Consider the following 25,347-nt stretch of genomic DNA (forward strand, 5'->3'; position numbering starts at 1 on the left):
ATGACCGAAATATGCGAATAAAAACCGACCAATTCGGTCCTTGTGTCCCTTTCCTGCCCTGACAACCAGAAAGTCAGAACCTGAAAGGCACGCACCGCTAGTAACCATTCACTACCTTGGCAGTAACCGGCGGCGATTGCCATTAAAGTGTAACTATCAGGGAGAATGATAAGGTCAAGCGGCGTTGATCCATGCCCCCATGCTGGGGTGAGTCGCGCGCTCGGCCGGGCGCTATCCCAGCCGGGTGCGGTTGAGCTGCAGCCACTGCAGGCTGATGATGCTGGCGGCATTGTCGATGGCGGCGTCGCCACTTTCCACTGCTGCCAGTACGGTATCCAGGGGAAAGACTCTGAGGCGGATATCCTCGTGTTCATCCGCCAGACCAAATACCCCCTCGATTCCCCGAAGGTCCACACAGCCACAGAACAGATGCATGCGCTCGCTGGAGCCACCGGGGCTCGGCAGGTAACTGCGAATGTAGTGCAGGTCCTGGACTTCCAGTCCTGCCTCTTCAATAAGCTCTCGGCGGGCAACCTCTTCCAGGGACTCCCCCTCCTCCACCATGCCGGCAACCACTTCCAGGCACCAGGGACTGGGGTCCCGCTCCAGGGCACCGATACGGAACTGTTCGGTCAGCGCGATCAGCTGATGCTGAGGATCGTACAGCAGCACTCCCACCGCGTTGCCACGCACGAACAGCTCGCGCTCCATCTCGTCCCCCCAGCCGCCACGGTAGAGACGGTGGCGCAGGCGCAGCTTGTGCATTTCGAAAAAGCCGTCATACACGGTTTTGCGCTCGATAATATCCACGGCGCCACGGGTAAACTGGGGCCTCAGATCGGTCTTGTCGCTCATTGCGCGCCTTCCTGTCTTGTCAGTTGCGGCGACTCAATCGAAGCCGACATCGTTGTAAGGAGGGAAGCGGGCGAGAATCTGGCTGGCTTCCTGGCGCAGCTGAAACAGTTGCTGCTCCGGCGCTTCGTGGCGCCCGGCCACGGAAGGCATGGAGCCGCGCCACAGCGGCGCCTCATTCGGCGAGAGCACATCCACGATCAGCGACGATTCACGATATTCCCGTACCCGCAACGGGGCGCGCCAGCCAAACCCGAAATAGCGGTAACCGCCGTAGATGGAAAACGGGTCTTCGTAAACCGCGACCTTGTCGGCACTGAACAGCTGGACCCGCACCAGAAAGTCCGCCTCTTCACGACTGGCGGCAGGCTGATAGCTGCCCTTGAGAATATCGTCCACCGCCTGATTTGCGCGCTTGCTCTCAAACGGCGACACAGGGCCGTTGGCAAGGGTGTCCAGCAGATAGTAACTGCGCAGGTTGGCAAACTTGTAGGTGGGGTCGTAATCGACCGCCACCGGGTTGGGTGCTGCGCAACCCGTCAGCAGCAGGGCTGCAAGCAGACCCAGAGCCACGGTAGCGAAGGGTATACCTCGGTGCAGAGAAGCCATGTCGTCTCCCGGTAGTGCGTTGAGAGTAGCGGCGTCCCTGCCGAAACTGTTATTCGTTGTAGGTAAGGTTTGTCGGTCTATGACCGGATAATCTCACAGGCCAGGGTTTCAGTCAGATTCTATCGCCCGTCACGAGGCCGGTGGCAGGTCTTTCAGCAGCTCGTCCACGGCGCTGTTCAGAATCCGCTGGCGCTCTTTCTTGTCTTCCGGCCGGGCAATCAGCTTAGTGGCACTGCCTCCCCAAATGGGCATGGCGTTTTGCGGGCCGATACCGACCGACAGGGTGACCTTGGGTGCACCACTGCGATCCGGCAGTTCCACGACACCGCGCTGCGCATTACTGTCGAACTGGGAGTCCCAGCTTTCGTTGTTGTCGTCGCTGGCGAACTCCTCTTCCACCACCGCAATCTGGTAGTCCACCACCATCTGCGCGCTATCGGTAGTCGCCACCTGGCGATACCCTCGGGACTGCAGCAGGCCGCCCACCACCTGACGCAGCTCGGTATCCAGCTCCACCAATTGAGCCGGTGCGCCGGTATCCGCACTCAGCGCTTCCGTACCCCAGGCATAGGTCTGGAACGCAACCGCAGCCCCCGGGGACTGGATGCGCTCGATTTTTGTCGGTGTACCGCAGCCGGCGAGCCCGAGCGCAATGCCCAGAGCGAGCATCAGGCTGACAGCGGGGGCGGTTACGGGTTTGTGCATGATTCCCATGAAAGCTTCCTTAGGTCCTTGGTACGACGAAGGTGCGACGATTCACTGAACTCCGCAACTGGAGCGCTCCGTCGTTTATTTAAAACTGTCTTCCAGTGCCGGATACAGTTCGATTTTCGGGCTCCACAGCAGCCACTCATCCTCCGGCTTCCCATACAGTGGATAATGGCTGCCAGACTCCACTTCAAGCCCCATCTCCGGGTTATCCGGTGTGGCGAAGGTGATACCGCCGGCCAGCAGCGCCTGGGTGGATTCGGTGTGTACGTCGAGCCCGGTCATCAGACCAAAGTTGACGTCAACACCGCTGGCATTCCAGAAACGCGAGTGCTCCCGCACCAGGGTGCGGAACTGGGGTTCAATATAAACATAGATGTAAACCCGGTCCGCCAGTTCCCCAAGTTGGTATCCGGTCACCTGCCCGACCTGCACCTGGCGGTAATACACCGGGCTGCCACGCTTCAGGGAGCCCCGCCGCGGCGCATCCAGAATCAGCGCCAGCCCCGGCATCATCATGGTATCCGCTAGGTCCGGTTCCGGCTTGGCCGCCAGCGCGACAAACTCGGTCTGCGGATCGTTGCCGCTGCCAGGCTCCAGCTCGAGATAGGGCCCGGTAACCAGGGTTTCCAGATTTCCGACACCATCCAGCCCCAGCTTGGGCCCCACCACCCACATCCGGGTACCGGTGCGGGCGAAGCGTTCGGCGCGGCGATACAGGCGGGCGCGGGCGCGCACGCCGTCCATTTCCAGGGTCAGGCGCATGCGGGTGATTTCCCCCACCTGTATACCCCGGTAGCGCAGGGCAGAGCCGACTTTCAGTCCCTCGTCACCCTGGAGGTCAACATAGATATTGATCCCCTCTTCCTGCGCCTCTTCGCGACTGCCGTACAGACGAAAGCTGTCACCGGTACGCGCGCGCTCGGCGTTTTTGCTGTGATGGGGACCGCTGCCGAAAGCGATACCGCCGCGCACCACCGACAGCAGTGCGTCGGTTTCCACCTCAATGCCCTCGAGACTGGCACTGGCGCGCACACCGCTGACGTTCCAGAAGCGGCTGTCGCTGTTGACCAGGTGCGCATAGGGCGGATCGATCACCACATAAACCTCCACCCCGGAGCCGTCGGGCAACAGCGCCATGCCCTGCACCCGCCCGACCTCGATCTGGCGGTAGTACACCGAGGCGCCCCGCTGCAGAGAGCCGGTGTTGCGCGCGGTGAGGGTGAGGTGCAACCCGGGCACCCGCGGATCCCGCTGTGGCGGCTTGGATGCGGCCTCAAAGGTGCGCACCGAGCGCTTGCCCTTACGCAAATCCACCTCGATGCGGTTGCCCTTCAACAGGTCGTTCACCCCGGAGGTGAAATCCAGTGTGGGCGGCGCTAGCCAGAAGCGGGTGTTTTCACTCAGCAGATCGTCGGTGGTGGGGTCCATAAGAACTTTTACCGACATACCATTGATGCTGCGGTTGGCTTTGACGCTGCTGACTTCGCCCACCTTGATGCCCTGGTAGATCACCTCGGTGGAGCCCTCCGCCAGGCTGACACCGCGATCAAAATTCAGGGTGATGGGAATACCCGCATCTGCTTCGGCAAAGCTTTTGTAGAGTTTGAAGGCGTTGCCATCCACCGCCTGGGGCGAATGCCGTTGCGACTCGGGCGTGTAGAAACTGACACCGCCGGCAATCAGCGAGGCGAGGGATTCCAGCTCCACATTGACCCCCTGAATGCCCCCGTGAATCGAAATCCCCGAGGTATTCCAGAAGCGACTGCCCCGGTGGACCAGGTGCGCATAGGGGCGGCGGATAAACAGGTCGATCTCCACCTCGCTGGCGTCCTCGGTCAGGCGATAACTTTCCACCTGCCCCACTTCCAGCTGTCGGTAATAGACCGGCGACCCCCGGTTGAGGGAGGCAAGCCGCGGAGATTTGAGCGTGATGCGCAAGCCGTCGCCACGGACATTGGGGGGCGGCTCTGTCACCGCCACAAAGTGCTTTTGCGAGGGGCCGCTACCCGGCTCGATGGCAATGTAGTTCCCGGAAACCAGCGCTTCCAGCCCCCGCACCCCGGTCAGGGAAACCTCCGGTTTCACCAGCCAGAATTTACTGCCACGGGTCAGCAGATAGGCGGCACTGTGATTGAAACGCACCTCTGCCACCACCCCGTCCTGCCCGTCCAGCTCTTTGGCGTTGGGCGCCAGTCGGAAATCTTCCACCACGCCGATTTCCACCCCGGAGTACTTGACCGCGGTCTTGCCTTTCACCAGGCCATCCCCACTGGAGAACAGGATCGTGGCCTGAATATCCCCCTGGGTGAAATCTTCATACAGCAACCAGGCAGCGATGGCTGCGGCGATCAGTGGCAACAGCCACACCAGCGAAATTCCGCGACTGCGGCGCGCCACCCCTTCGGGCGGGGCGTCGTACTCCAACGGCGGTTCGCTCATTCGGTCTCCCTGTGTTTCTTATTGTTCGCCCGTAGCCGGTCTTCATATACGTCCCAGACCAGACGCGGATCAAAAGCCCGCACCGCAAACATGGTCACCACCACCACCGTGGCAAAAGCGGTGCTGCCGGCGCCCGCCTCCACTTCCGCAATGGCGCCCATATCCACCAACGCCACCAGAATGGAAATCATAAACAGGTCCAGCAGGGACCAGCGGCCGATGGCATTGACCACCCGATAGATCCGCATCGACTGACGGGGCGCCACGTTGAGCCGCAGCTGCACCGTCAGGCACAGGATCACCAGGCCCACCAGTTTCATCACCGGTACCGCGATACTCGCCACAAACACGATCAGGGCGATGCCCCAGAGTCCATTCTGGTACAGCTCCAGGGCGCCGCCGATAATCGTGCTGGGCTCACCGGCACCAAGGTATATGACCGTCATCACCGGCAGTACATTTGCCGGAATCAACAGCAGCGCACCGGTGATGGTGAGCGCCCAGGTCAGCATCAGGCTGGATTCCACCCGTCCGTGCATGCGGGCCCCGCAGCGCGGACACAGACAGCTTTGGGTGTGCGGCGCGACCCGCACCAGCTGGCGACACCCGAGGCAGGTCCAGAACCCATGAGACAGCGCGCGCGCCGAGCGGTTCATACCACATCCTCTTCACGGTGACGCCGCGCTGCCTCGGCTTCCGCCTGCCGGCGGGCCAAGCGCGCCCACACCGTCTCCGCATCAAACGACACAGATGTGGCGCTCGCCACCACCATCATGGCCACGAAACAGTAGAGGCCCGGTTCCACGCTCATCCGGCCCAGATCCGACATTTTCACCAGCGCCACCAGGATTCCAAGCATGTACACATCCAGCATGCCCCACTCCTGCAGGTGGTGGTACCAGCGCAGGGCGCGCGCCACCGGCCCCGCCATACTGAGCCAGCCACTGCCCCAGCAGATAAACCCCAGTAACAGAAACTTGCATAGCGGCGCCAATACACTGCAGAACAGCACAATCGACGCCAGCCAGATATAGCCCTCGGCAAACAGCGCCTGGACCCCATTCATCAGGGTGTTTTCCGCACCGAACGAGAACAGGGAAAACTCCAGCAGCGGCAGGCTCGCGGTAGGAATGAACAGCAATAGCCCGCACAGACTCAATGCCGCGGTGTGTGCCACGCTGCGGTCCATATTGCGGTGCAGGGAGGCACCGCAACGGGGGCACAGCAGGCGCTGCCCCACCGGTGCATGCGCGCGGGTCAGCAGCAGATCACACTGATGGCAGGCCCGCTGCCAGGCCACAGGCCTGGCATCCGGGTTTTGCGTGTGCCGGCAAGTCTGGTCCATCCCCTGCCCCATATTCGTTCTGCGCGCTCCGTTTACCCTGGAATCCGGGACTGAAGCCCCCCGGATATCGACCTGTGCACCGCCATTTACCGAGCTGCATCCATTCCGCGCCAGTGGCGCGTCTGATCAGCGGGAACAGCGGAAAGCCGATGGGCGGGCAAAATTTGTTACTGGACGCACATTCGCGTCCGTTTAACGAAGATATACCAAATTGCACCAACCGTCGCCTCGACGCTCCTGCGGGCGGACGGTACACTCTCGCGACCGCGGGCCCGATCTCCGTCTTGAATACGGATGCCAGCAATCAATGCTAACGAGAAGGGGCCAAGCCAGCATTGCCTTCAGAGCAACGACAGAACGACAGACTGGCTCCAGAACCATTTCACGCGCATACATAACGAACAATGCACGATGGAATGCAATGCGGGGTTTACAGGAAAGCAGTGGGCGTAAGGGTTCACAGACCGCAAACGCCACCGGAAACTTGAAGACCGCAGCTGTCACAGGAAATCAAACGAAATGACAAGAAGTGCAAAAGGGCGCATCGCACGCAAGCTGGGCCGCCCGATGAAATCTCTGCTCGCCGCGACCGTATTGGGGTTGGGAACCGGGCTCGGCGCCATGCAGGCGCAAGCGGACACTCTGTGGGAAGTCTACCTGCAGGCACTGGACAACGACCCGCAGCTGGCCGCCGATCGCGCCGCCTACCGCGCGGGCCTGGAAGCCAAAAATCTCGGCCGTTCCGCGCTGTTGCCGCAGGTGAACGCCTCTGCGGAAGCCAGCAGAACCCAGACCGACGCCACGCGTTTCAACTACACCTTCACCGAAAATCAGGTGGTTGTGGTACCCAACCGCAGCGATACCGATACCGACGAGCGCATCTACTCGGCGACCCTCAGCCAGGCACTGTTCGATTTGCCCGCCTGGTTTGGCTACAAACAGGGGAAAACCGCCAGCGAACAATCCACCGCTGAATTCAGTGCCAATCAGCAGGATATGATGCTGCGTGTCGCCAGCGCCTACTTTGATGTGCTGCGCGCACACGACGTACTCGAGGCCGCGCTGGCGGAAGAGAAAGCCCTGGCCAAACAGCTGGAGCAGACACAACAGCGCTTCGAGGTGGGGCTGACCGCGATCACCGACGTCTACGACTCCCGCTCCGCCTACGACAGTGCGGTAGCCCGCCGTCTGACCGCGCAGGATGACCTGCTGAGCAACTTTGACGCCCTCTCCGTGCTCACCGGTCGCAATCACGATGTGGTTGCTCCCCTGCAGCCGAACTTTACCGTTGCACCGCCGGATCCCGCCGACCGCGCGGCCTGGGTGGAGTTTGCCCTGGTCAACAATTACAGCCTGAAAGCGGCTCGCCTGGCTGCGGATGCGGCCCGCTACGGGGCGCGCGCCGCCGCTGCCGAGCACCTGCCCACCCTGACGGGCACCCTGAACTATCAGGACTATCATCAGGACGGCTCCTCGACCACGTCGGTCCCGGGAGAGATGGACGAGCGCCTGCCGATCTCCACAGACACCCAGACCAAGTACGCGGCGATCACCTTCAATATGCCGCTCTACACCGGTGGCGGCCTCAGCGCCAGCCGTCGCGAGGCGCGCAACCTGGCCTTCCAGGCGGAAGATCTCCGCAACCTGACCGAGCGCAACACCATCCAGAGCACTCGTACTCTGCACCGTGCAGTCACCACCGACACCAGCCGGGTAGAAGCCCGTGAACAGGCCGTGATCTCGGCCAAAAGTGCACTGGATGCGACCCAGGCCGGTTACGAGGTGGGCACCCGCAATATCGTGGATGTCCTGCTGGCGCAACGGACTCTCGCTCTGGCGCGCACCGATTACGCCAATGCGCTCTACGATTACATTCTCAACACCCTGAACCTGAAACTGGTGGCGGGCCTGCTGGCACCGGAAGACCTGCAGCAGCTGGATACGCGCCTGAACCCGGCCACCCCGGTTTCCCGCGCGCATATCCTCGACAGCGGTGCCGCGAGCTTCAGTAAATAACCGTGCCCGGGTAACCCGGGAAATCTGACGGGATTCTCGTCTTTTGCCCGAGACGCAGAAAATAAAGGCCGGTACTGCTATAGTCCCGGCCTTTTTTCCGTCTGCACAAAACCGGCGCGGCCACTGGCTACAATAGCCGCTAACCATGATTATTTTGCGATCCGACTATCCATGAAGCACCTGATCACCGGCAACGCCGGGTTTATCGGTTTCCACGTGGCCCGCACACTGATGGCACGGGGTGACGACGTTGTGGGCATCGACAACGTCAACGACTATTACGAGACCAGCCTGAAGGAAGCCCGCTTGCGCGAACTGGAGCGCGCGGCACAGCAGTATGGTGTCAACTACCGGTTTGAGCGGGCCAACATTGCCAATCGCGCCGCACTGGATAAAGTGTTCGCCGACCACCAGTTCGACCGGGTGATTCACCTGGCCGCCCAGGCCGGGGTGCGCCACTCCATCGAGCACCCCGAGTCCTACGTGGAAAGTAATCTGGTGGGCTTTTCCAATCTGCTGGAAACCTGCCGTTACGCCGCCACGCCGCACCTGACCTACGCCAGTACCAGCAGCGTCTATGGTGGCAATACCCAGATGCCATTCAACGAGGACCACGGGGTAGATCACCCGCTACAATTTTACGCCGCAACCAAGCGCGCCAATGAGCTGATGGCTCACAGCTACAGCCACCTGTTTCGCATTCCTACCACCGGGCTGCGCTTTTTCACCGTGTACGGCCCCTGGGGACGCCCGGACATGGCGCTGTTCAAATTCACCCGTCTTATCCTTGAGGGGAAACCCATCCCGGTCTTCAACCACGGCCACCACACCCGGGATTTCACCTATATCGACGACATTGTCGAGGGAGTGATCAAGTCCAGCGATCAGGTCGCCACCGTGGATGCACACTGGTCCAGCGATCAACCGGCACCATCCACCAGCAATGCGCCCTTCCGGGTATTCAATATCGGCAACGGCAAGCCCGCGCAGCTGGCGGACTATATCGATGCGCTGGAAGACGCTCTGGGGAAAAAGGCCATTCGTGAAATGCTGCCCATGCAGGCGGGAGATATTCTCGACACCCACGCGGACACCGGCAAACTCGAACAGGCGGTAAACTACCGCCCGGATACCAGTGTGCGCGAAGGTGTGGAGAAATTTGTCGAGTGGTACCGAAAATACTATTCGGTCTAGGGGGGACTGACGGATCTAGGTCGAGCGCATACCGGACCTACGTCGCCATATTTGCGCGGTAGGCGTCCAGCAGTATCTGCCAGTTTTCTTCAGAGAACCGGAAGCCGGGCAGACGCCCCGCTTCCTTGTCCAGCGAGCGGCGCAAACGCGCCACATTGCCTTCGGCATCCTGACGCGACAGGGGACTGCGAATGGCGCCCTTGTCAAAATCGATGAGATACCAGTCACTCCCCCCGGCCAGCAGAATATTGTGCACATTCAGGTCTGCGTGATAGACATTGTGGCGGTGGAAACGGGCAATCAGCGCCCCCAGCGCCTCCCAAAGCCCCTCATCGAGCGGGCCCTGGCATAAGGCCTCGGCCAGCGTCTGCGAATCGGCCACCCGCTCGGTAATCAGAGACCCGCGATAGGCCGCTGGTGGCAGGCTGACGCAGCGCGCAGCCACCGGGCGCGTCACCGGCAGTCCCATCTCACGCATTTCCCGCAGCATATTGAATTCCCGCCACATCCGCGTGTCGGCCAGGGGGCTGTACAGATAGGTTTTTTTGACGATCCGGCCAGCCAGACCGCCACGGTGGTAGCGTTTGAACACCAGCTGGATGCCGTTGTACTCAAACATCACTGCCGTTCCACGCTGTACCTGACCTCCACCACTCGCGCGCGCCAGCCAGGCGGGCTGAAACAGTTTTTCACAGTCAGACCCCACCAGCTCGTCGTCGTAGATCACCGACACGCGCCTGTGCGTGAATTGTTGATACCCCACGAAATGCCCCCAACTTAAGCCCCGTGAATGTCCCGCTTAGTCCCGCGCCGAAAATGCAGACCTGGACCACCAGGGCTTCCAGCCACTGAGTAGCCGCTGAAATTAGAAATTTCTCACATTCTACCCGTTGCGGCGGCACCGCCCCAGTACCACTGCCTCCAGATGCCCCTTGAACGGGAATATTTTCCCCGGATCAGCCTTTTTTCGCCCCGCGCAACTTCCGCTCCAGGCGGTCGAGCAGTTTCAGCCAGCCAGCTCCCTGCATGGGGTCATAGGCCCAGGGAGTTTTCAGGCTGCGCTCCGCAGATAGAAATTCTTCAGCGACGGGCAGGCGCGGAGGCTCGGACTGTCGGAGAGCATCCACCTCCTTCTCCGACATCATCCGTAGCGGATAAAACCCACAGTTGCGGACCCATTCACCGAAGCGCAGTGCGAGGGACTTCTGCTTACCCCGGTAAGCGCCGCCGTTGGGCAGCCACATGGCAAAGGGGGCGCGCATTCTCGCCATGCGACAGAAAATCTTCGCCGCACGACGATTGTTGACCGACTCGCCGACTTCAAATTGCCAGCCAACGCTACGCAGACGGGCGACATCCGCAATCAGCAGGGCAGAGAACCAGGTCCCGGTAGAACGCTTGCGTGGATACCAGAACCAGAAGTCGCGCTGCGTATCAAACCGAAAGTCCCGGTCTGCGGCTTTTTTCAGGGAGATGCCGCGCACAAACGCAGGGGAGATAAAGCCGAGATCCGGCTGAGTATCAAAACTGTTTTTCAGCTGCTGAATATCGGCTTGCGCGAGCGGGCGGACCATCTGGGTGTCGTCCTGCAGGAAGCACATCAACGCATCCTCAGATGCCATCTCGAAAGCGGCCTGCATATTGGCGTAGAGCCCTCCCAGCTTGTGCCCGGACTCTGCGGTGCGGTCAATCACCTGATGCCGCTCCGCCACCGCCGCCAGCACCTCGCGGGTCTCGGGATCATCACTGCCATCATCGATGATGGTGAGGCGGCACTGGGGCGCGCAGGTTTCGATGGAGCGGACGCAGTTTTCCAGATAGCGGCCGCGATTGAATGAAAACACAAAGATATGCATATGCCTGCCTATATTCCCTTCCTCTGGTTACCGGGAGGGTCGAACACGCGCTTGCCTGCAACAAGCCGTCAAACGTGATGAAAAAAAGAAAGCGTATCAAACCTTGAACCAGGTTACTGCAACACCGGTCCTAAACTGACTAGACTCTCGCGGTGGACGCTTTACCACAACGGCAGTCCGCAATCTTGCCAAGGATCAGGCCGCTCCAACTCTATCTGAGATCCTTATGACCAAGCGTTTTGTCATCACCGGCTGTGGCCGGTCCGGTACCACCTACACCGCCAGGCTGCTCAGCGAACTGGGCTGCCAGTGCAATCACGAAGTCTTTTTTACTGGCAGCAGACCGGGCCCTGGCACGGAACTGCTGGCCCGCCTTGGCGTCCGGGAATTGTGCTGGCAATCCCCCGCGGTGGGCGAGGCCGCCTGGGAGGCCGCTCCTTGGTTACCGCTGATGACCGACGACACACACGTGTTGCACCAGTTGCGCCACCCCCTGGAATTTATCCGCTCACGACAGAAAAAGGGCTGGGTCCACGGCCGCTTCCGGAGCCGTCACCTGCCGCACTTTCCACGCATGAACAAGAAACACTTCGCCGCATTACCACTGGCGGAACAGGCTGACTGGCTGGCCAGATTCTGGATGGAGTGGAACGCACTGGTCGAAGAACGGGCGCGGGGCAAAGCCTATCTGCGCTACCGCATCGAGGAATTCGACCGGTCAAAGCTGAACGAAATACTCACCTGGATCCAGTTCCCTCATGACCCGGATCACGTAGACCAGGTGTTTTCTGAACTCCCCACGAACGTGAACACGCGCGGGCAAAAGCGTGAAGATATCACCCTCGAGCTACTGCCGGATGACACCCGCAGCCGGCTGGCTTCCGCCGCCCGGTACTACGGGTACCACCTCTGAGCGATAAAAACCTGTACAATTCGCGCGCAGAATTACCGGCATCCTTCGCGGAGACACCATGAATCAATCCGTCATGACCCTGTCCGTCATCATGACCACTTACAATTCTCCCGAGTGGCTGGAGAAGGTGCTGTGGGGCTACAGCTGCCAGACTGAACAGCCACTCGAGGTGATCGTCGCCGACGACGGCTCTGGACCTGAAACCGCGCAGCTGATCGAGCGCCTGCGCCAGGAAACCGGCCTCGATATCCGCCATATCTGGCAGAAAGATGACGGCTTCCGCAAATGCCGGATTCTCAACAAGGCCATCCTCAGCGCGCGCGGTGAGTACCTGGTCTTTACCGACGGCGACTGTATCCCCCGGGCCGACTTTCTCGCGGTACACAAGCATCGCGCAGAGCGCGGGTATTTCCTTTCCGGCAGTTACTTCAAACTGCCGATGCAGACCAGTGAAATCATCTCCCGCGACGACATACTTTCCGGGCGCTGCTTTGATTTCAAATGGCTGTGCGAAAACGGGCTGACCACCCGCCGCAAAACCCTCAAGCTGCGCGCCACGCCCCGTTGGGCTCCGCTGCTCAACCGCCTCACCCCCACTGCCTGCAACCTGAAAGGCTCCAACGCTTCGGTCTGGAAAGAGGACTGCCTCAAGGTCAACGGGTTTGACGAGCGCATGGCCTGGGGCGGTCTCGACCGCGAGTTCGGTGTGCGCCTGGAAAACGCCGGTATCAAGCCCCGCCACGTGCGCTTCGATGCGATCTGTATCCACCTGGATCACCCGCGCGGCTACGCAGATCCGAAAATCGTCGCGCGCAATAAGGCACTCCGTCTACGTGTGGCCAAAGAGCGCATCATAGAAACCCCCCAGGGCATCCGCCAGCTGACCGAGTCAGGCTACGTTCCTCAGTAGTCATCCGCCTCGCAACACACCAACACACCGTCAATAGAAGCAAATTCAATGAGTGCACCGACAACCAACAAGCACTGGTCCGACCCCATCGTCAGCCGCTTCCTGCGCCTCGCCGCCAGTGGTCTGGTACCGCCTTCGCTGTTTCAGAAACCTCTGCCAACCGAAAGCGAACGCGCCGCGCGCACCGGTGTGCTGGATATCGAGGTTGTCAGCCATTGCTGGCAGTACTCCCACTTCCTGATTTACCAGCTGAGCTCCCTGGCCCTGTTCCCACCGACCAAGGCCACGGTCACCATGACCGTCTACTACAACCGCGAAGACACGCGCACCGCGGCGGTGCTGGACTTTTTTGGCAGGCAACAGGTGCCTGGCGTCACCTGGAACTGGTGCGAACTGCCCAGAGAGTCCCTGTACCGCCGCGCCATCGGCCGCAATCAGGCTGCACTGGCCACCAAGGCCGACTGGATCTGGTTTACCGACTGCGATCTGATGTTCCGGGAAAACTGTATCGACCAGCTCGCCGAACTGCTGCAGGGCCGCAGGGACGCACTGGTGTTCCCCGAACGCGAACGCATTACCTCGCTGTTGGCGGACGACGATCCCATGTTGAACTTCGACCCCGCGAACCTGCACCTTGCCTATATTGATGATTCCCGCTTCGTGGAACAGACCCGGGACCGCGCCACCGGCCCGCTGCAGATTGCGCATGGGGATATGGCCCGGGCCGGCGGTTACTGCGACTGCCTGCATTATTACCAGAAGCCCGCCGAGCGCTGGTGTAAAGCGCACGAAGATCGCGCCTTCCGCTGGCTGCTGGGTACCCAGGGTACCCCGCTTCCAATACCGGGGGTTTACCGCATCCGTCATATCAGCAAGGGGCGTTATACCGGCAGCAAGCTGAACACCCAGATCCGCAGCAGCGTGCGACAGGCCACGGACAAACACTGAGCTGCGGTTACCTTCCTAATAAGAAATGCCGGATGCGCAACACATCCGGCATTGTTATTTCACCGCCTCGAAAATCTGTTCCCTTCAGGCGCCCCTGCGTCGCATCAGTAATTCAATCACCTCTACCGTGCGCTCTAGCGCACCGCTGTTTTGCGCAGCCACATCCCGCGCGCGCGCGCCGGCGGCGGCACGCGCATCCGGGTTCCCCAGCCACTCCCCAACCTGTTCGGCCATCTGCGCGGCATTCTCGACGACTTTCAGACCGTCTACCTCCCGCAGCAGGTCGGACACCATGCTGAAATTATGCAGGTGCGGACCGGAGACCACGGGTACCCCCCAGGCAGCGGGTTCAATCATATTGTGCCCTCCTACCGGCACCAGGCTGCCGCCGACGAATGCCACATCGCAGGCACCGTAGAAGCGCAATAATTCTCCCATGGAATCCCCCAGCAATACCTGGTCCGACGCCGCCGGCTTTACCCCATCACTACGGCGCACCACGTTCAGGTCACAATCACGGCACAGGCGCGCCACACCGTCAAAGCGCGTGGGATGGCGGGGCACCAGCACCAATAACAGATCCGGGTAGGTGTCACGCAGTATTTCGTAGGCGTCCAGCACGACCTCGTCTTCGCCGGCATGGGTGCTCGCAGCCAGCCACACCGGGCGACGCTGACCGCGCAGGTCCCGGCGCCCGGGCTCCCGCCACTGATGCGATAAGGCCTGGGCTTCACTCACAAGCCCCGATCCGATCTCCAGATCAAACTTGATATTGCCCACCGTAGTCACCCGCTTTGGGCTCACCCCAAGGGCAATAAAACGCTCTGCGTCCGCGGGGTACTGGGCCACAACCCGGGTAATGTGCCCCAGCATCTCCCGACTCAGGCTGGCAAAGTGCCCGTAACCCCGCGCGGATTTGGCGCTCAAGCGACCGTTTACCAGCGCTACAGGCATATCCCGCTTTGCGCACAGCGACAGGAGATTCGGCCAGAGCTCGGTCTCCATACTGACCAGGATGTTGGGGCGCAGAGCATCGAGAAAGGGCGACAGGCACTCGGGAAGGTCAAACGGCAGGTAGTAATGCAACAGCCGACCATTGAGGATCGGGTCCAGTGCGTCATGTACCCGCTGCGACCCGGTAGGTGTGGTAGTGGTCACCAGCCATTGCCAATGGTGGTGGCGGGCTGCCAATGCCTCAATCAGCGGAATCGCCGCCAGGGTCTCACCGACGGATACGGAGTGGATCCAGATCAGCGGCGCCCGGCTGGCACGGTCCGGTACAACCCCGAAGCGCTCCCGCCAGCGTCGTCGCGCGCCGGGACGCGAAGGCACCAGACCGAAGCGTTCGCTCCAGCGCTTGCGATAAGCGGGATCCGCACGCCCGCGCCACCACAGGTGCAGCAGCATCAGAGGCAGGGCGAGGCGGAAAAACCAGGTGTACAGAAAACGCATCAAGTCTATATCGAAGTTTGGCGACGCAGCGCCTTTGGATGTGCATTTGGATTCTTTTCAGGGCACTATTCTACCCCAAACTCGCGCCATGCTGGTGCAACCTGAAACGGGGCTGCCCCTCCTTCGCCACTTCCCAGACCATGGAGTCAATATTGAAAGTCGTCCAGCTATTACCCGCACTCAATTCCGGCGGCGTCGAGCGGGGCACACTGGATCACGCTCGGGAGCTGGTGCGCGCGGGGCACGAATCCATTGTGATCTCCAGCGGCGGCCGCCTGGTAGAACAACTGGAACGCACGGGCAGCCGGCATATCACTCTACCGATTCACAGAAAATCCCTGCTCAGTCTGCGCCAGGTGCGACCACTGCGCGCGGTGCTGCGCGAGCTGCAGGCCGACATACTGCACGTGCGGTCACGCATGCCGGCCTGGCTCACTTACCTGGCCTGGAAAAAGCTGCCGGAGGAAAGTCGCCCGCGCCTGGTAAGCACCGCCCATGGTCTTTATTCCACCAATCGCTACAGCGCGATCATGGCGCGCGCGGAACAGGTTATCGCCATTTCCGACTGCGTAAAAACCTATCTTCAGGATAATTACCCGAACGCATTGCAAGCCGAGCCACAGGTCATTTACCGGGGCGTGGACACCAGTGAATTTTCACCGGACATCCCTACCCCAGCTGGCTGGCTCGCCAGGACACTCGGTACCTTTCCGGAGCTGCGCGACCGCCGCTGGTTGCTATTGCCCGGACGTCTGACACGCTGGAAAGGTCAACAGGATTTTATCGACATGGTGGCGCAGCTGGTCCGCGATCACAGTGATCTGCAAGGAGTCATTGTCGGCGCAGCGGAAAAGAACAAACAGCATTTTGCCGAAGAGCTGAAAGCGCAGGCCGACCAGGCCGGCATTTCAGACCGCATCACCTTTACCGGCCACCGCAGTGATATGCGAGAGTGGTATCGCCATGCCACCCTGGTGTACAACCTATCGCAGAAGCCCGAGCCGTTCGGGCGCACGGTCATCGAAGCCGTCGCGATGGGGACACCGGTCATCGGCTACGATATTGGCGGGCCCGCCGAGTCTTTGCGCACCTGCTATCCACAAGGGTTGGTGGAACAAGGCAAGCGCGACCAGCTACTCATCCGCACACGGCAGCTGCTGAAGGCAGCCCCGGCACCGACACTCGATCCGGCATTTACCCTGCAAACACAGGCGCAGAAAACGATCGCACTCTATCAACAGCTACTCTCACAGAAGGGACGAGGAAATACCGACCATTGATTGATCTCAGTAACAGCAAACCTTTCGCCAAGGGAGGCAATCGCAACTGCTTCCGTCATCCGGACTTTCCCGATCGCTGTGTCAAAGTCATGCTACCAGGGCGGCTGGCTGAGCTTCGCGCTCGTGCGCCCTGGTACAAATCACTGGTTCGTGACAGCCACTTCGATGACAACGCCCGCGAGCAGGCGGGATACCGCCAGCGTGCACTGAAGCACGCAGGTCCGGAAAGCCCAGTGTGGCAGCACCTTCCACGCTATTATGGTATCCAGGAAACATCACTGGGGCCCGGCTCTGTATCAGAACTGTTTGTAGACGAGCAGGGTGATCCGTCACCGACACTAGAGTATTACCTGCAGACGAACGGCCTTGATGCAGAAATCAAAAATGCGCTGCAACAGTTTGAGAGCTGGTTAAGGGCGACAGGCGTACTGACAAAAAACCTGCTGCCACACAACCTTGTCGTGACTAAGAAGTCCGGGAATCCGACTCTCTATTTGATAGATGGACTCGGGAGCGCCGCCGCACTCCCGCTGTCAGAGCACTTTGAGATATCCCGCCGGCGCTATATCAGCCGGCGCATCGAACGGATGTGGAAACGCATCCACTGGGAACTGTCAGATCGCAACATCCCCTGGAAGACGGCGGAAAGGTTATAACCGTGGACTGAACGGTGCTCTTAAATAGGTAGAAAGCAATTCACTCCGCCGAAGCCTGATACACAGACCAGGTAGCCCGAGCCATCGCACTCACTGTCAGCTGAGCTTGGGCATACTGAAATACCGGCGCGTACGCTTGCTGCAGCGCTTCAGGGTCACTCAAAGACTGATCCAGCAGTGCGGCGATGGAATCGACCGAAACGTCCTCGGCAATATAAGCTTGGGGGAGCATCTCCCGATTACTGCCAACATCTGTGGACACCACGGGGCACCGGTTCAACAGCGCCTCTACCACGGTATAGGGGGCACCTTCTTTACGAGACGACACTACCATAAACTCCGCGGCCTGCATCCAAGCATCAACTTCACTCGAGTACCCCACAAATCGGACACTATCCGCGAGCTCCAAGTCCTGCGCAAGGGGCTCAAGCTTCTGCCGGTCAGGACCATCCCCAACCAGATACAGCCTGGCATTTTCAGGCTGCAGCTGAGACCACGCGCGCAATAGCACATCCAACCCTTTTGCCGGCACCAGCCGAGCCACGGCCAGTACCACTCTTACTCCGGGCTCACATTCCTTCGGCCGCGCCAAGCGAGCATCCGGCGTATGGGTACCGTTGGGAATTACGTTCCACTCCAGCCCAGAATTGGCCACAGCTTTTCGACTTACAGCTATACGGCGAGAAAAATACGTTGCAATACGATCCTTGGGGTGTGCGATATTGTGCCGGGTAATCACCATTCGACCGGGAATCCACCGCCGCAACATAGCCATAACACTGGCGGCCTTTCCTCCGTGACCGTGTAGCACATCAAATTCACGCCGACGACATACGCCCGCCAGACCAACCAATAACATTGGATGCCGCCGGCTCCGGTCCGTATCCAGTGGAATAAACTGCACCCCTCCGGGGCACTGACTCTGGTATCGAGGGTGAGCGATGATCGCGACCCTCACGCCCTGGTATTCCGCCTGCCAGGCAGCCAGCTCCATCACGTGCTTCTCCAGGCCACCAAACTCACTACTCATAAACAGGTGGCAGACGGTATGTGGAGGTTGTTCAGTCATCGAGAAAAATCCAGGTTGCAGCGACGAAGTAACGCGCTCGCTATCTGTAGGTATTGGTTGAGAGGCGCCCGGCCAGTGGCGTCGGCCGTAAAAGCATCATCGAGACTGGTAGTCACCAGACCGAGGTCCACAAGGCGCTGTACCGACGAATAGACTTTGTTTTTACGGTAACGGGAGGGCAGGTCGAGTATTCCTACTTGCGCGCGACTCTGTAGCGCCTCAAATACCATGGAGATACTGTCCCGCGTGACCCACACTTGCCCCACAGATGCCAACTGCCGTTCAAGCCAGCCCGACGCACAGTCGCTCCAGGGGGCCACAGTGAACCCGGGCTGCGCCAAGCGCAACAATGTGGACTCTGGCGAACGGCGACTATCAGCAATAGTCCAGCGAACGGAACCCGACGCAAGCTGCTTGATATCGCGCTCCAGCGCAGCACAATCCCAGGCGAAGTGCCGGCTCGGCCCCCCCAGAAGAATAAGCCCGGTATTGGATTGTACCGAAGCCTCCGGCAAAGGCCCGGTCAAGGCACCCAGTGTCGTCAGGACGTTGGGCAGAGGCGGGGGGCGATCGTGCTCGGGAGTCACTGCAAAATCAAACAGGCTGACCGGTAGGCTGGGCTTCATCAGCACTACACAGCGCCCACCAAACCTCCGCCGTGCAGCGAGCATGGGCAAATGAGATTGGTGACCGGCCCCGATCAGGAAGTCGGGCGATCCGATGTCCATAGCGCCCGCCGCGTCCAGCGCCCGCTGCAGAGCTCCAGGCAGCCAAAAAGATGCCTTACCACAATCTATATCGCAGGACTGCACACTACCGTTGCCGAGTAATTCAATAAGGCCTTGAAGGAGTGCGGCACTTTGTTTCTCGTGCGCCCGATTTCCGTCGAGAAATCGCCAGATAGTAAGCAATAGATCAACCTCATAGGAGCTCTCTGCCAGGAGCGGGGGCACCGGCAGCCAGTGAGTGGGCAGGTAACAATCTGTCCGGAATGCTACCCTAGGGGAGAGGTGAAAATACAGTTTTCCGGGCCTCTCCACCCATGGTGACAATCTGCCCGCACCAATTGAATGCCGCTTTCACAGCAGTATAATGCTGCCCAACTATCCGTCCGGGCCGAAAAACCGGCCTGGCCTGCTGCCTTGCCCGGTTAAGCTTTCCCTATGCGCATTCTCCATATCGACCACCATCAGTACCGCAAGTACGGCCATTTGCGGGTCAGCTGGGCCCGGAAACTGTACACCGGCCTGATCCGTGCGGGGCACAATGTGCTCGCTTTCAGTGACCGCGACGTCGCCAAATTTGAAGCGCCGCTGGGCATCCGCGACCTTGGCAGAAAGAAAACCAATAAACGCCTACTGCAGACGGTGGATGCATTCCAACCGGAGCTGATCATCTTCGGCCACTGCGACCTGATCGACAACGCGACTTTTTCTGAAATACGACGCAGGCATCCGGATGTCATACTCGCAGGGTGCAATAACGACCCGCTGTTCGTGCCCCGTAACGCCGCCAACATAAAGTCACGCTGCATAATCGCCGATGCCATGTTTGTGTCCACGGGTCCCAGAGAACTCGCCTCATTTACCGGTAACCGGGCAAAGCTGTGGCATATGCCGAACCCCGTTGACCCTAGCGAAGAAACAGCCGACGCCAGCAATCTCGTAGGCACTGATCCCGCCCTGCATACAGACCTGCTTTTTTGCAGTAAATCCGAAAGCTACACCGAACGCGGCAAGCTGATCTCCAAAGTGAAGGCGGCCCTACCCACCAACTTTCGCTTCCATACCCCCGGCATGTTCGATCAACCGACCCTTTGGGGTCGAGATTACGAGCGAAAACTCGCAGCCAGTAAGATGGGATTAAATCTCAACCGGCAGGAAGGCTATCAGTGGTACTCTTCTGCGCGTATTGCCCAGATGGCCGGAAATGGCCTGTTGATTTTCACACACGAGGCCGCCGCATTTGATGACTTTATGCCGAGTGAGACTCTGGCCTACTTTGACGATGAGGGGACTTTGCTGAATTCAATACGCAAATTTCACCACGACGACGCCATGCGTCGCCATTGGGCGGGCAGGTGCAGAGAGTTCTTCCACCGGGAAATCAACAACACCCTGTATGCTCAGTACATTGTCGAAGCAGCGACGGAAACCCAGTTTAGCCACGATTACGTTTGGGTTCAGTAAACCTGCAAAGCAGCTTTGTAATATTCTTTACCGCTACAACTTAATTGTTTGCCGCTGTGTATTCGCTTCCCCTGCATAGCCAAGCATCCTCGGAACTGGAGACAGAAATATGAACGTAACCGTTTTTGGTACGGGCTACGTGGGCCTGGTACAGGCGGCCGTGCTGGCAGAAGCAGGCCATAGGGTGGCCTGTATCGATATTGACCAAGAGAAGATTGATGGACTGAAACAGGGTCAGATCCCCATTTTCGAACCGGGTCTAGCCCCGCTGGTCAAACGTAACCATGAATCAGGCAACCTTATCTTTTCCACCAGTGCGGCGGAGGGCGTGGCTCATGGTGACCTGATCTTTATCGCGGTTGGCACCCCACCGGACGAAGACGGCTCCGCGGATTTGCGCTATGTACTTACCGTCGCCCGGACTATTGCTGAACATATGGAAGGCAAGAAGTACATCATCAACAAATCCACGGTACCAGTAGGTACAGCGGACAAGGTGCGCGAAGAAGTAACCCGCACGCTACGAGAGCGCAACGCCCTGAATCTCGAGTTCGATGTTATCTCGAACCCGGAATTCCTCAAGGAGGGATCTGCAGTCGCGGATTGTATGAAGCCCGACCGCATTATCATTGGCACCTCCGAGAATGCCTCCGAGCAGAAAATGCGTCAGCTTTACGCCCCCTTCAATCGCAACCACGATAAGGTGATTGTGATGGATGTGCGCAGTGCAGAACTGGCCAAGTATGCGGCCAACTGCATGCTCGCCACCAAGATCAGTTTTATGAATGAAATGGCGGTGATTGCCGATAAAGTCGGCGCGGACATTGAAGCGGTGCGTCAGGGTATCGGTTCCGACCCGCGCATCGGCTACCATTTCATCTATCCGGGAATCGGCTATGGGGGCTCCTGTTTTCCAAAGGACGTTCAGGCCCTCAAGACGACTGCCACGCAGCTAGGCATCGAGCCCAAGGTTCTGAACGCGGTCGAAGAGCGCAATCACAGCCAGAAACACTACTTGCTGGACAAGGTCGTACAGCGCTATGGCGACGACCTCGCCGGCAAAACCTTTGCCCTGTGGGGACTCGCATTCAAGCCTAATACCGACGACATGCGCGAAGCCCCTGCACGAGTGTTGATGGAAGAGCTATGGCGACGCGGTGCCCGTGTTCAGGCCTTCGACCCGGAAGCGATGGAGGAATGTCAGCGGATCTATGGTGCCCGTCCGGATCTGCAACTATGTGGAACCAAAGAAAGCGCGCTTACCAATGCCGAAGCACTGATCATCGCAACGGAGTGGCAACAGTTTAAAGCGATTGACGTCGCTGCGGTGACTTCGGGCCTGAACACCCCGGTAATATTTGACGGCCGCAACCTGTACGACCCACTTCAGGTGGCAGAGTCGGGAATTGAGTACCATTGCGTGGGCAGGCCAGAAATGAATAGCGGTGCAAACCAGTAAATGGCATGTCTATATTCCGCTGTCAGGGCGGTAGAAATCCGACCGGGTCCCCAGTGACCCGGCCACAATGCCAGCAGAGCGACAAACCTTCAGCCAGCTGCGGTAGGCGTCATCACGGCGCCCCCCCAGCCGGAACAGAGGGATTTTGGCAAGTGCCGCCAGTAGCTGGAAAGCGCCGGAAAGAAGGGTACGCAGGCGGCCGCGGCCGCAGGACATTTTCTGTACAGCCTGAATAGTACCTGCCGAATACTTCCGGCGCGACTGCCAGCGGATACTTACCCGCTCCGCTGGGATCACCTCGTAAACCACCGCTTCAGCACAAAATACTATCTCAACGCCCCGCTTTACTGCCTCGGTAAAGAAAAGGGTATCCTCACCACCTGCGAACGGGCGGGACTCATCAAAACGCAACCCCAGATCCCGAGTAACCGCTATCGGGATTAGTACATTGTTCGTAGCGCAATACTGCCGCCGGGTTCCCGTGGAATAACAATTGCGCTCATAAAATTCAGCCATTACCGCGGATGTACCGTCCGGCACCTGAGCACGCACCCGGCCGCTGACAACACACTTGTCGCCAAATTCACTGGCACAGCGGACAAGGTTGACCAGCCAATCCCCCTCCACCCACTCATCATCATCAATAAACACTAGATAAGCGGCTTCGTGCTGATGCGCCTCCTCGATGGCACGGTTGCGAGCACACGGAATTCCTCGCCGGGTCTCGCGACAATACCGCAGACTCATCGGGAAACTTTCGGTCAGACAGGAGATCAGAGTTTCGGCACTGCCCTCTGGGTCGTTATCGACAATGGAAACCTGTACGTCCAGTGCTTCGGGAAGCTCCACTTGTGCCAGACTGCTGAGCAAATGCTCAAGTTGCCGTGGCCGCCGATAGGTACAAATGGCGATATCGAGTACTGGATTGGACAACGAAAACTCCCGGCCAGGCGGCCAAACCTCACAAATCTTACCCGGAGCCTACCCGCCGCCCAGGAGGAAGTCCAACTCACATCACACCCGTGGGAGACTACCTTTCGGAAAACTAACAATAGGTCCCAAAGGCAGTATTGAAGCCCTTCCCCGGGGCAGTATAATTTCGACCCTTTTAGATAATGGCCGGGCCGAGGCTCTGCCAGTAACTTCCACCTCGATCGGTGACCAGATGTCCGGAACTAGCAGTGCCCCTTCAGCCCCCACAAACCCGACGCACATGGTGTTCCGGCAAGAAAATTCCCGCTGGCTGCTATCACTCATCAAAGTTGCCAGCGCGGCCCTGATCCTGATTCTCTGTGCATATTACTTCGCCCCCAAGATTGCCCGGGTGCAGACGGCGTTCTATCTAACGCTGCTGCCCACAACACTGCTGCTGTTGTGCTGGCGACGCAACTTCCAGTTCCTCTACGCCTGGCAATTCGTCACTTTTCTGCTGCCACCACTGCTATTGGCTGTGTCGACACTCCGGGCAGATAACACGCAGGCGGATGTTTTCCGTGAACCGGGATACTACTTTAAACTGGTTGCCTATCTGGCTCTTTTTTATTGCTGCCTCTACTTTGTACTGGAGCAGAAAGGCGAGGCCGTACTAGAGCGATGGCTGTTATGGCTGATCCCCGCAGGCCTGATTTCCGCCACCGCCTCTCTGTTCATGTACGGACAAGATGGAGGTTTCAGCAATTTACGGCGAATCGGCGGTATCTCTCTTGAGGGCGACATTGACAAGACAGGGATGCTCTACGGGTTCCACGCGCTTTTTTGCTGCTACGGTCTCATGCTTGAATCCCGTAGATGGCGACTGATTTCAGCCACGGCGCTGCTCGCCAGCTGCACATACATTTTCTTTTCCCAAACCAAAATCCCCATCGTCATGGCCACGGTGTCCCTATTACTCGCGGTCTGCACTCTGGGTAGCAAGGCTACCAAGGGGCTGCTTGTTCTGATCATCATCGCCGCCGTGCCGCTGGGTTACCAGCTGGCCTTTGGCGACCTTCCACTTCTACAAAGAAGTAACGCTTATTCGATCCGTATTGAGCTTTGGAGTAAGGCACTGGAAGGCTTTACCCAGTCACCCTGGATCGGCAACGGCCTATCTCACAAGGTATTCCTGGACCTCCACACCACATTGCCGCACCCGCATAATTATCTGGTAGACATTGCCCGCTTTTGTGGACTACTCGGATTGGCCGCTTTCCTATGGCAATTGGCGTCGGTGGGACTGGTTGTTCTGAGAAATTATCGGGACATCGACTGGCTAAAGGCGGTTTACATCGGATGGTTCGGTTTTGGCGTTCTGGCCATGCTTGTCTATGCTCAGCAACCCCTTACCAAACCAAACTACATGTGGTTTTTCTACTGGATTCCCCTCGCCGTTCTATTGGTACTGAGCCAATTGCGCAGCCCCCATAAGTAACCACTCGCTGTACAGGAAGGCCTCCATATTCGGAGGCTTTCCCAGCTTCACGCTCTGCCCGAGACTACCGAGCAGTGCCACCCAGCAAGCCGTACAAGTCGTATTTCTCAAACACCGCACGAATTTTGCAGTCATTCCCCCCCTCGGCACGCCAGTTCTCCTGTTGCAGCGCCACCTCTTGAGAGCCGGCCACGGTCAAAAAACGCGCGGACCAATCTCTGGGATCAGCCAGTCTTGCACAGGGCGTCCCCTGAAGCAGGCTCATGGCCTTCAGCCACACGTCGTCCGCACCAGGACACAGCTTGAGGAATTTTTCCTTGGCAAAGGCGTCCGGGTGCAGGGAGCCTGGGAAGTACAGCACACCACCGACACCCGTCGGAAATACCAGTGGCGAGGACTCGCCATCGCAATCCCGCCAGCGCCAGTCGGCACACCAGTCGCTGTAGGGTTTCAGTTTGCCGTGTTTATCCAGCTGCATGCGATGCGCGCGGTGACAGTGAATCCAGGTGGGATTGCGCAACCACGCGCGGTACAGCTGGTCGATCATATCCGGTGGATAGAGAGTATCGTCATCGACGGTAATGATCAGACTGTCCGGGTATTGTTCAAATGCGTAGAAATACTTGGTGTAAGGCCCCAGGTCTTCGATATAGAAAATCTGCAGCCCGCGCTTTTGCTGGCGAACAAGGCTTTCCGGTAATTGCCCGTCGGGAAACTGCTCCCGGGACAGCCACAGCACCACCACATCCGCTTTCAGCCACTGCTGAAACACACTTTCCACCGCATACGCCACATTGTGGATGCGGCGATCAAACGAGGTCAGGGACACAACGATGTTGTGCGCCTTGTCATTACCCACGCCCTTCTCGGTACAACCCAGAATCTGCTGCTGTAATAGCTGCACCCGAAGTATGGACTCCAGTTTGCGGTTGTTGAGTTGGTCGTGCTTGCGAAGTCGGCCCTTCAGTAAATTAGAAAACATCCGTTCTGCCCCGGCCAGGCAATGTCAGCCTGCCGTCCTGTTCGATTCCAGTTCAGC

The 25,347-nt window shown here is 59.1% G+C and carries 23 protein-coding genes; 10 read left to right on the plus strand and 13 right to left on the minus strand.

What is annotated here, in order from left to right; all coding sequences use genetic code 11:
* Window positions 1-231: 231 nt before the first annotated feature.
* From LRR79_RS00085 to LRR79_RS00110, 6 genes are all read right to left on the minus strand, one after another.
* Window positions 232-855: an NUDIX domain-containing protein gene (locus tag LRR79_RS00085; RefSeq protein ID WP_231758411.1), complete on the minus strand. Its 624-nt coding sequence runs from the start codon at window positions 853-855 to the stop codon at window positions 232-234.
* A 33-nt stretch (window positions 856-888) separates the two neighbouring features.
* Complete coding sequence (locus tag LRR79_RS00090; protein WP_231758412.1) at window positions 889-1,461, minus strand: DUF4136 domain-containing protein; 573 nt, start codon at window positions 1,459-1,461, stop codon at window positions 889-891.
* Window positions 1,462-1,590: 129 nt separating this feature from the next.
* Window positions 1,591-2,175, minus strand: a complete 585-nt coding sequence (locus LRR79_RS00095) for a DUF4136 domain-containing protein (RefSeq protein ID WP_231758413.1) — start codon at window positions 2,173-2,175, stop codon at window positions 1,591-1,593.
* A gap of 75 nt (window positions 2,176-2,250) precedes the next feature.
* On the minus strand, window positions 2,251-4,611 hold the full coding sequence (locus LRR79_RS00100; RefSeq protein WP_231758414.1) for a PqiB family protein: 2,361 nt from the start codon (window positions 4,609-4,611) through the stop codon (window positions 2,251-2,253).
* A complete protein-coding gene (locus LRR79_RS00105) occupies window positions 4,608-5,267 on the minus strand; it encodes a paraquat-inducible protein A (RefSeq protein WP_231758415.1) in 660 nt (219 codons plus the stop codon). The genes LRR79_RS00100 and LRR79_RS00105 overlap by 4 nt, the downstream gene beginning before the upstream one ends.
* Window positions 5,264-5,956 (minus strand): paraquat-inducible protein A, encoded by a 693-nt coding sequence (locus LRR79_RS00110; RefSeq protein ID WP_231758416.1) that lies wholly within the window; start codon window positions 5,954-5,956, stop codon window positions 5,264-5,266. The genes LRR79_RS00105 and LRR79_RS00110 overlap by 4 nt, the downstream gene beginning before the upstream one ends.
* A 519-nt stretch (window positions 5,957-6,475) precedes the next feature.
* On the opposite strand from LRR79_RS00110, the gene LRR79_RS00115 reads away from it, so the two are divergent.
* Together LRR79_RS00115 and LRR79_RS00120 are read left to right on the plus strand one after the other, a co-directional pair.
* Complete coding sequence (locus LRR79_RS00115; protein WP_231758417.1) at window positions 6,476-7,972, plus strand: TolC family outer membrane protein; 1,497 nt, start codon at window positions 6,476-6,478, stop codon at window positions 7,970-7,972.
* 171 nt (window positions 7,973-8,143) lie between these two features.
* The gene (locus tag LRR79_RS00120) at window positions 8,144-9,166 is read left to right on the plus strand and encodes an NAD-dependent epimerase (RefSeq protein WP_231758418.1); all 1,023 of its coding nucleotides are present in this window, start codon (window positions 8,144-8,146) and stop codon (window positions 9,164-9,166) included.
* Window positions 9,167-9,203: 37 nt separating this feature from the next.
* Here LRR79_RS00120 and LRR79_RS00125 read toward each other — a convergent pair whose 3' ends face one another.
* Both LRR79_RS00125 and LRR79_RS00130 read right to left on the minus strand, forming a co-directional pair.
* Entirely contained in the window at window positions 9,204-9,899 is a 696-nt protein-coding gene (locus tag LRR79_RS00125) for a 3-deoxy-D-manno-octulosonic acid kinase (RefSeq protein ID WP_231758419.1), read from the minus strand.
* A gap of 223 nt (window positions 9,900-10,122) precedes the next feature.
* On the minus strand, window positions 10,123-11,022 hold the full coding sequence (locus tag LRR79_RS00130; protein ID WP_231758420.1) for a glycosyltransferase family 2 protein: 900 nt from the start codon (window positions 11,020-11,022) through the stop codon (window positions 10,123-10,125).
* 226 nt (window positions 11,023-11,248) lie between these two features.
* Here LRR79_RS00130 and LRR79_RS00135 point away from each other — a divergent pair, with 226 nt between their 5' ends.
* From LRR79_RS00135 to LRR79_RS00145, 3 genes are read left to right on the plus strand one after another with little or no spacing between them, the layout of a single operon-like run.
* A complete protein-coding gene (locus LRR79_RS00135; RefSeq protein WP_231758421.1) occupies window positions 11,249-11,935 on the plus strand; it encodes a hypothetical protein in 687 nt (228 codons plus the stop codon).
* Between the two features lie 58 nt (window positions 11,936-11,993).
* Complete coding sequence (locus LRR79_RS00140; protein ID WP_231758422.1) at window positions 11,994-12,845, plus strand: glycosyltransferase family 2 protein; 852 nt, start codon at window positions 11,994-11,996, stop codon at window positions 12,843-12,845.
* A gap of 48 nt (window positions 12,846-12,893) precedes the next feature.
* Window positions 12,894-13,793, plus strand: a complete 900-nt coding sequence (locus tag LRR79_RS00145) for a glycosyltransferase (protein ID WP_231758423.1) — start codon at window positions 12,894-12,896, stop codon at window positions 13,791-13,793.
* Window positions 13,794-13,877: 84 nt separating this feature from the next.
* Here LRR79_RS00145 and waaA read toward each other — a convergent pair whose 3' ends face one another.
* Window positions 13,878-15,245 carry a lipid IV(A) 3-deoxy-D-manno-octulosonic acid transferase gene (waaA, locus tag LRR79_RS00150; protein ID WP_231758424.1) on the minus strand — a complete coding sequence of 456 codons (1,368 nt, stop codon included), beginning with the start codon at window positions 15,243-15,245 and terminating at the stop codon, window positions 13,878-13,880.
* A gap of 152 nt (window positions 15,246-15,397) precedes the next feature.
* Here waaA and LRR79_RS00155 point away from each other — a divergent pair, with 152 nt between their 5' ends.
* Window positions 15,398-16,525: a glycosyltransferase family 4 protein gene (locus LRR79_RS00155; RefSeq protein ID WP_231758425.1), complete on the plus strand. Its 1,128-nt coding sequence runs from the start codon at window positions 15,398-15,400 to the stop codon at window positions 16,523-16,525.
* The gene (locus LRR79_RS00160) at window positions 16,522-17,181 is read left to right on the plus strand and encodes a YrbL family protein (protein ID WP_231758426.1); all 660 of its coding nucleotides are present in this window, start codon (window positions 16,522-16,524) and stop codon (window positions 17,179-17,181) included. The genes LRR79_RS00155 and LRR79_RS00160 overlap by 4 nt, the downstream gene beginning before the upstream one ends.
* 40 nt (window positions 17,182-17,221) lie before the next feature.
* Here LRR79_RS00160 and LRR79_RS00165 read toward each other — a convergent pair whose 3' ends face one another.
* Together LRR79_RS00165 and LRR79_RS00170 are read right to left on the minus strand one after the other, a co-directional pair.
* Window positions 17,222-18,250 (minus strand): glycosyltransferase family 4 protein, encoded by a 1,029-nt coding sequence (locus LRR79_RS00165; RefSeq protein ID WP_231758427.1) that lies wholly within the window; start codon window positions 18,248-18,250, stop codon window positions 17,222-17,224.
* Window positions 18,247-19,290, minus strand: coding sequence for a mitochondrial fission ELM1 family protein (locus tag LRR79_RS00170; protein WP_322790451.1), 1,044 nt, complete (start codon window positions 19,288-19,290; stop codon window positions 18,247-18,249). Before LRR79_RS00170 ends, LRR79_RS00165 begins: the two co-directional genes overlap by 4 nt.
* Before the next feature lie 123 nt (window positions 19,291-19,413).
* Between LRR79_RS00170 and LRR79_RS00175 the strand changes: the two genes are divergently transcribed.
* The gene (locus tag LRR79_RS00175; protein WP_231758428.1) at window positions 19,414-20,439 is read left to right on the plus strand and encodes a glycosyltransferase family protein; all 1,026 of its coding nucleotides are present in this window, start codon (window positions 19,414-19,416) and stop codon (window positions 20,437-20,439) included.
* A gap of 109 nt (window positions 20,440-20,548) precedes the next feature.
* Window positions 20,549-21,898, plus strand: coding sequence for a UDP-glucose dehydrogenase family protein (locus LRR79_RS00180; protein ID WP_231758429.1), 1,350 nt, complete (start codon window positions 20,549-20,551; stop codon window positions 21,896-21,898).
* Window positions 21,899-21,907: 9 nt separating this feature from the next.
* Here LRR79_RS00180 and LRR79_RS00185 read toward each other — a convergent pair whose 3' ends face one another.
* Window positions 21,908-22,831 carry a glycosyltransferase family 2 protein gene (locus tag LRR79_RS00185; RefSeq protein ID WP_231758430.1) on the minus strand — a complete coding sequence of 308 codons (924 nt, stop codon included), beginning with the start codon at window positions 22,829-22,831 and terminating at the stop codon, window positions 21,908-21,910.
* On the opposite strand from LRR79_RS00185, the gene LRR79_RS00190 reads away from it, so the two are divergent.
* Complete coding sequence (locus LRR79_RS00190; RefSeq protein ID WP_231758431.1) at window positions 22,824-24,308, plus strand: O-antigen ligase family protein; 1,485 nt, start codon at window positions 22,824-22,826, stop codon at window positions 24,306-24,308. The two genes, LRR79_RS00185 and LRR79_RS00190, sit on opposite strands and share 8 nt — an antisense overlap.
* 64 nt (window positions 24,309-24,372) lie before the next feature.
* Here the strand turns inward: LRR79_RS00190 and LRR79_RS00195 are convergent, their stop codons facing one another.
* Window positions 24,373-25,290, minus strand: coding sequence for a hypothetical protein (locus LRR79_RS00195; RefSeq protein WP_231758432.1), 918 nt, complete (start codon window positions 25,288-25,290; stop codon window positions 24,373-24,375).
* Window positions 25,291-25,347: the final 57 nt, after the last annotated feature.

Source organism: Microbulbifer elongatus (genome assembly GCF_021165935.1).
In the GTDB taxonomy this organism is placed as follows: Bacteria; Pseudomonadota; Gammaproteobacteria; order Pseudomonadales; family Cellvibrionaceae; genus Microbulbifer; species Microbulbifer elongatus.

Excerpts from the sequence above, each read along its gene's own strand:
- LRR79_RS00105 (WP_231758415.1), bottom strand. The coding sequence starts at position 5,267 with ATGAACCGCTCGGCGCGCGCGCTGTCTCATGGGTTCTGGACCTGCCTC.
- LRR79_RS00090 (WP_231758412.1), bottom strand. The coding sequence starts at position 1,461 with ATGGCTTCTCTGCACCGAGGTATACCCTTCGCTACCGTGGCTCTGGGT.
- LRR79_RS00095 (WP_231758413.1), bottom strand. The coding sequence starts at position 2,175 with ATGGGAATCATGCACAAACCCGTAACCGCCCCCGCTGTCAGCCTGATG.
- LRR79_RS00120 (WP_231758418.1), top strand. The coding sequence starts at position 8,144 with ATGAAGCACCTGATCACCGGCAACGCCGGGTTTATCGGTTTCCACGTG.
- LRR79_RS00195 (WP_231758432.1), bottom strand. The coding sequence starts at position 25,290 with ATGTTTTCTAATTTACTGAAGGGCCGACTTCGCAAGCACGACCAACTC.
- LRR79_RS00135 (WP_231758421.1), top strand. The coding sequence starts at position 11,249 with ATGACCAAGCGTTTTGTCATCACCGGCTGTGGCCGGTCCGGTACCACC.
- LRR79_RS00115 (WP_231758417.1), top strand. The coding sequence starts at position 6,476 with ATGACAAGAAGTGCAAAAGGGCGCATCGCACGCAAGCTGGGCCGCCCG.
- LRR79_RS00130 (WP_231758420.1), bottom strand. The coding sequence starts at position 11,022 with ATGCATATCTTTGTGTTTTCATTCAATCGCGGCCGCTATCTGGAAAAC.
- LRR79_RS00180 (WP_231758429.1), top strand. The coding sequence starts at position 20,549 with ATGAACGTAACCGTTTTTGGTACGGGCTACGTGGGCCTGGTACAGGCG.
- LRR79_RS00175 (WP_231758428.1), top strand. The coding sequence starts at position 19,414 with ATGCGCATTCTCCATATCGACCACCATCAGTACCGCAAGTACGGCCAT.
- waaA (WP_231758424.1), bottom strand. The coding sequence starts at position 15,245 with ATGCGTTTTCTGTACACCTGGTTTTTCCGCCTCGCCCTGCCTCTGATG.
- LRR79_RS00145 (WP_231758423.1), top strand. The coding sequence starts at position 12,894 with ATGAGTGCACCGACAACCAACAAGCACTGGTCCGACCCCATCGTCAGC.
- LRR79_RS00110 (WP_231758416.1), bottom strand. The coding sequence starts at position 5,956 with ATGGACCAGACTTGCCGGCACACGCAAAACCCGGATGCCAGGCCTGTG.
- LRR79_RS00100 (WP_231758414.1), bottom strand. The coding sequence starts at position 4,611 with ATGAGCGAACCGCCGTTGGAGTACGACGCCCCGCCCGAAGGGGTGGCG.
- LRR79_RS00140 (WP_231758422.1), top strand. The coding sequence starts at position 11,994 with ATGAATCAATCCGTCATGACCCTGTCCGTCATCATGACCACTTACAAT.
- LRR79_RS00085 (WP_231758411.1), bottom strand. The coding sequence starts at position 855 with ATGAGCGACAAGACCGATCTGAGGCCCCAGTTTACCCGTGGCGCCGTG.
- LRR79_RS00165 (WP_231758427.1), bottom strand. The coding sequence starts at position 18,250 with ATGACTGAACAACCTCCACATACCGTCTGCCACCTGTTTATGAGTAGT.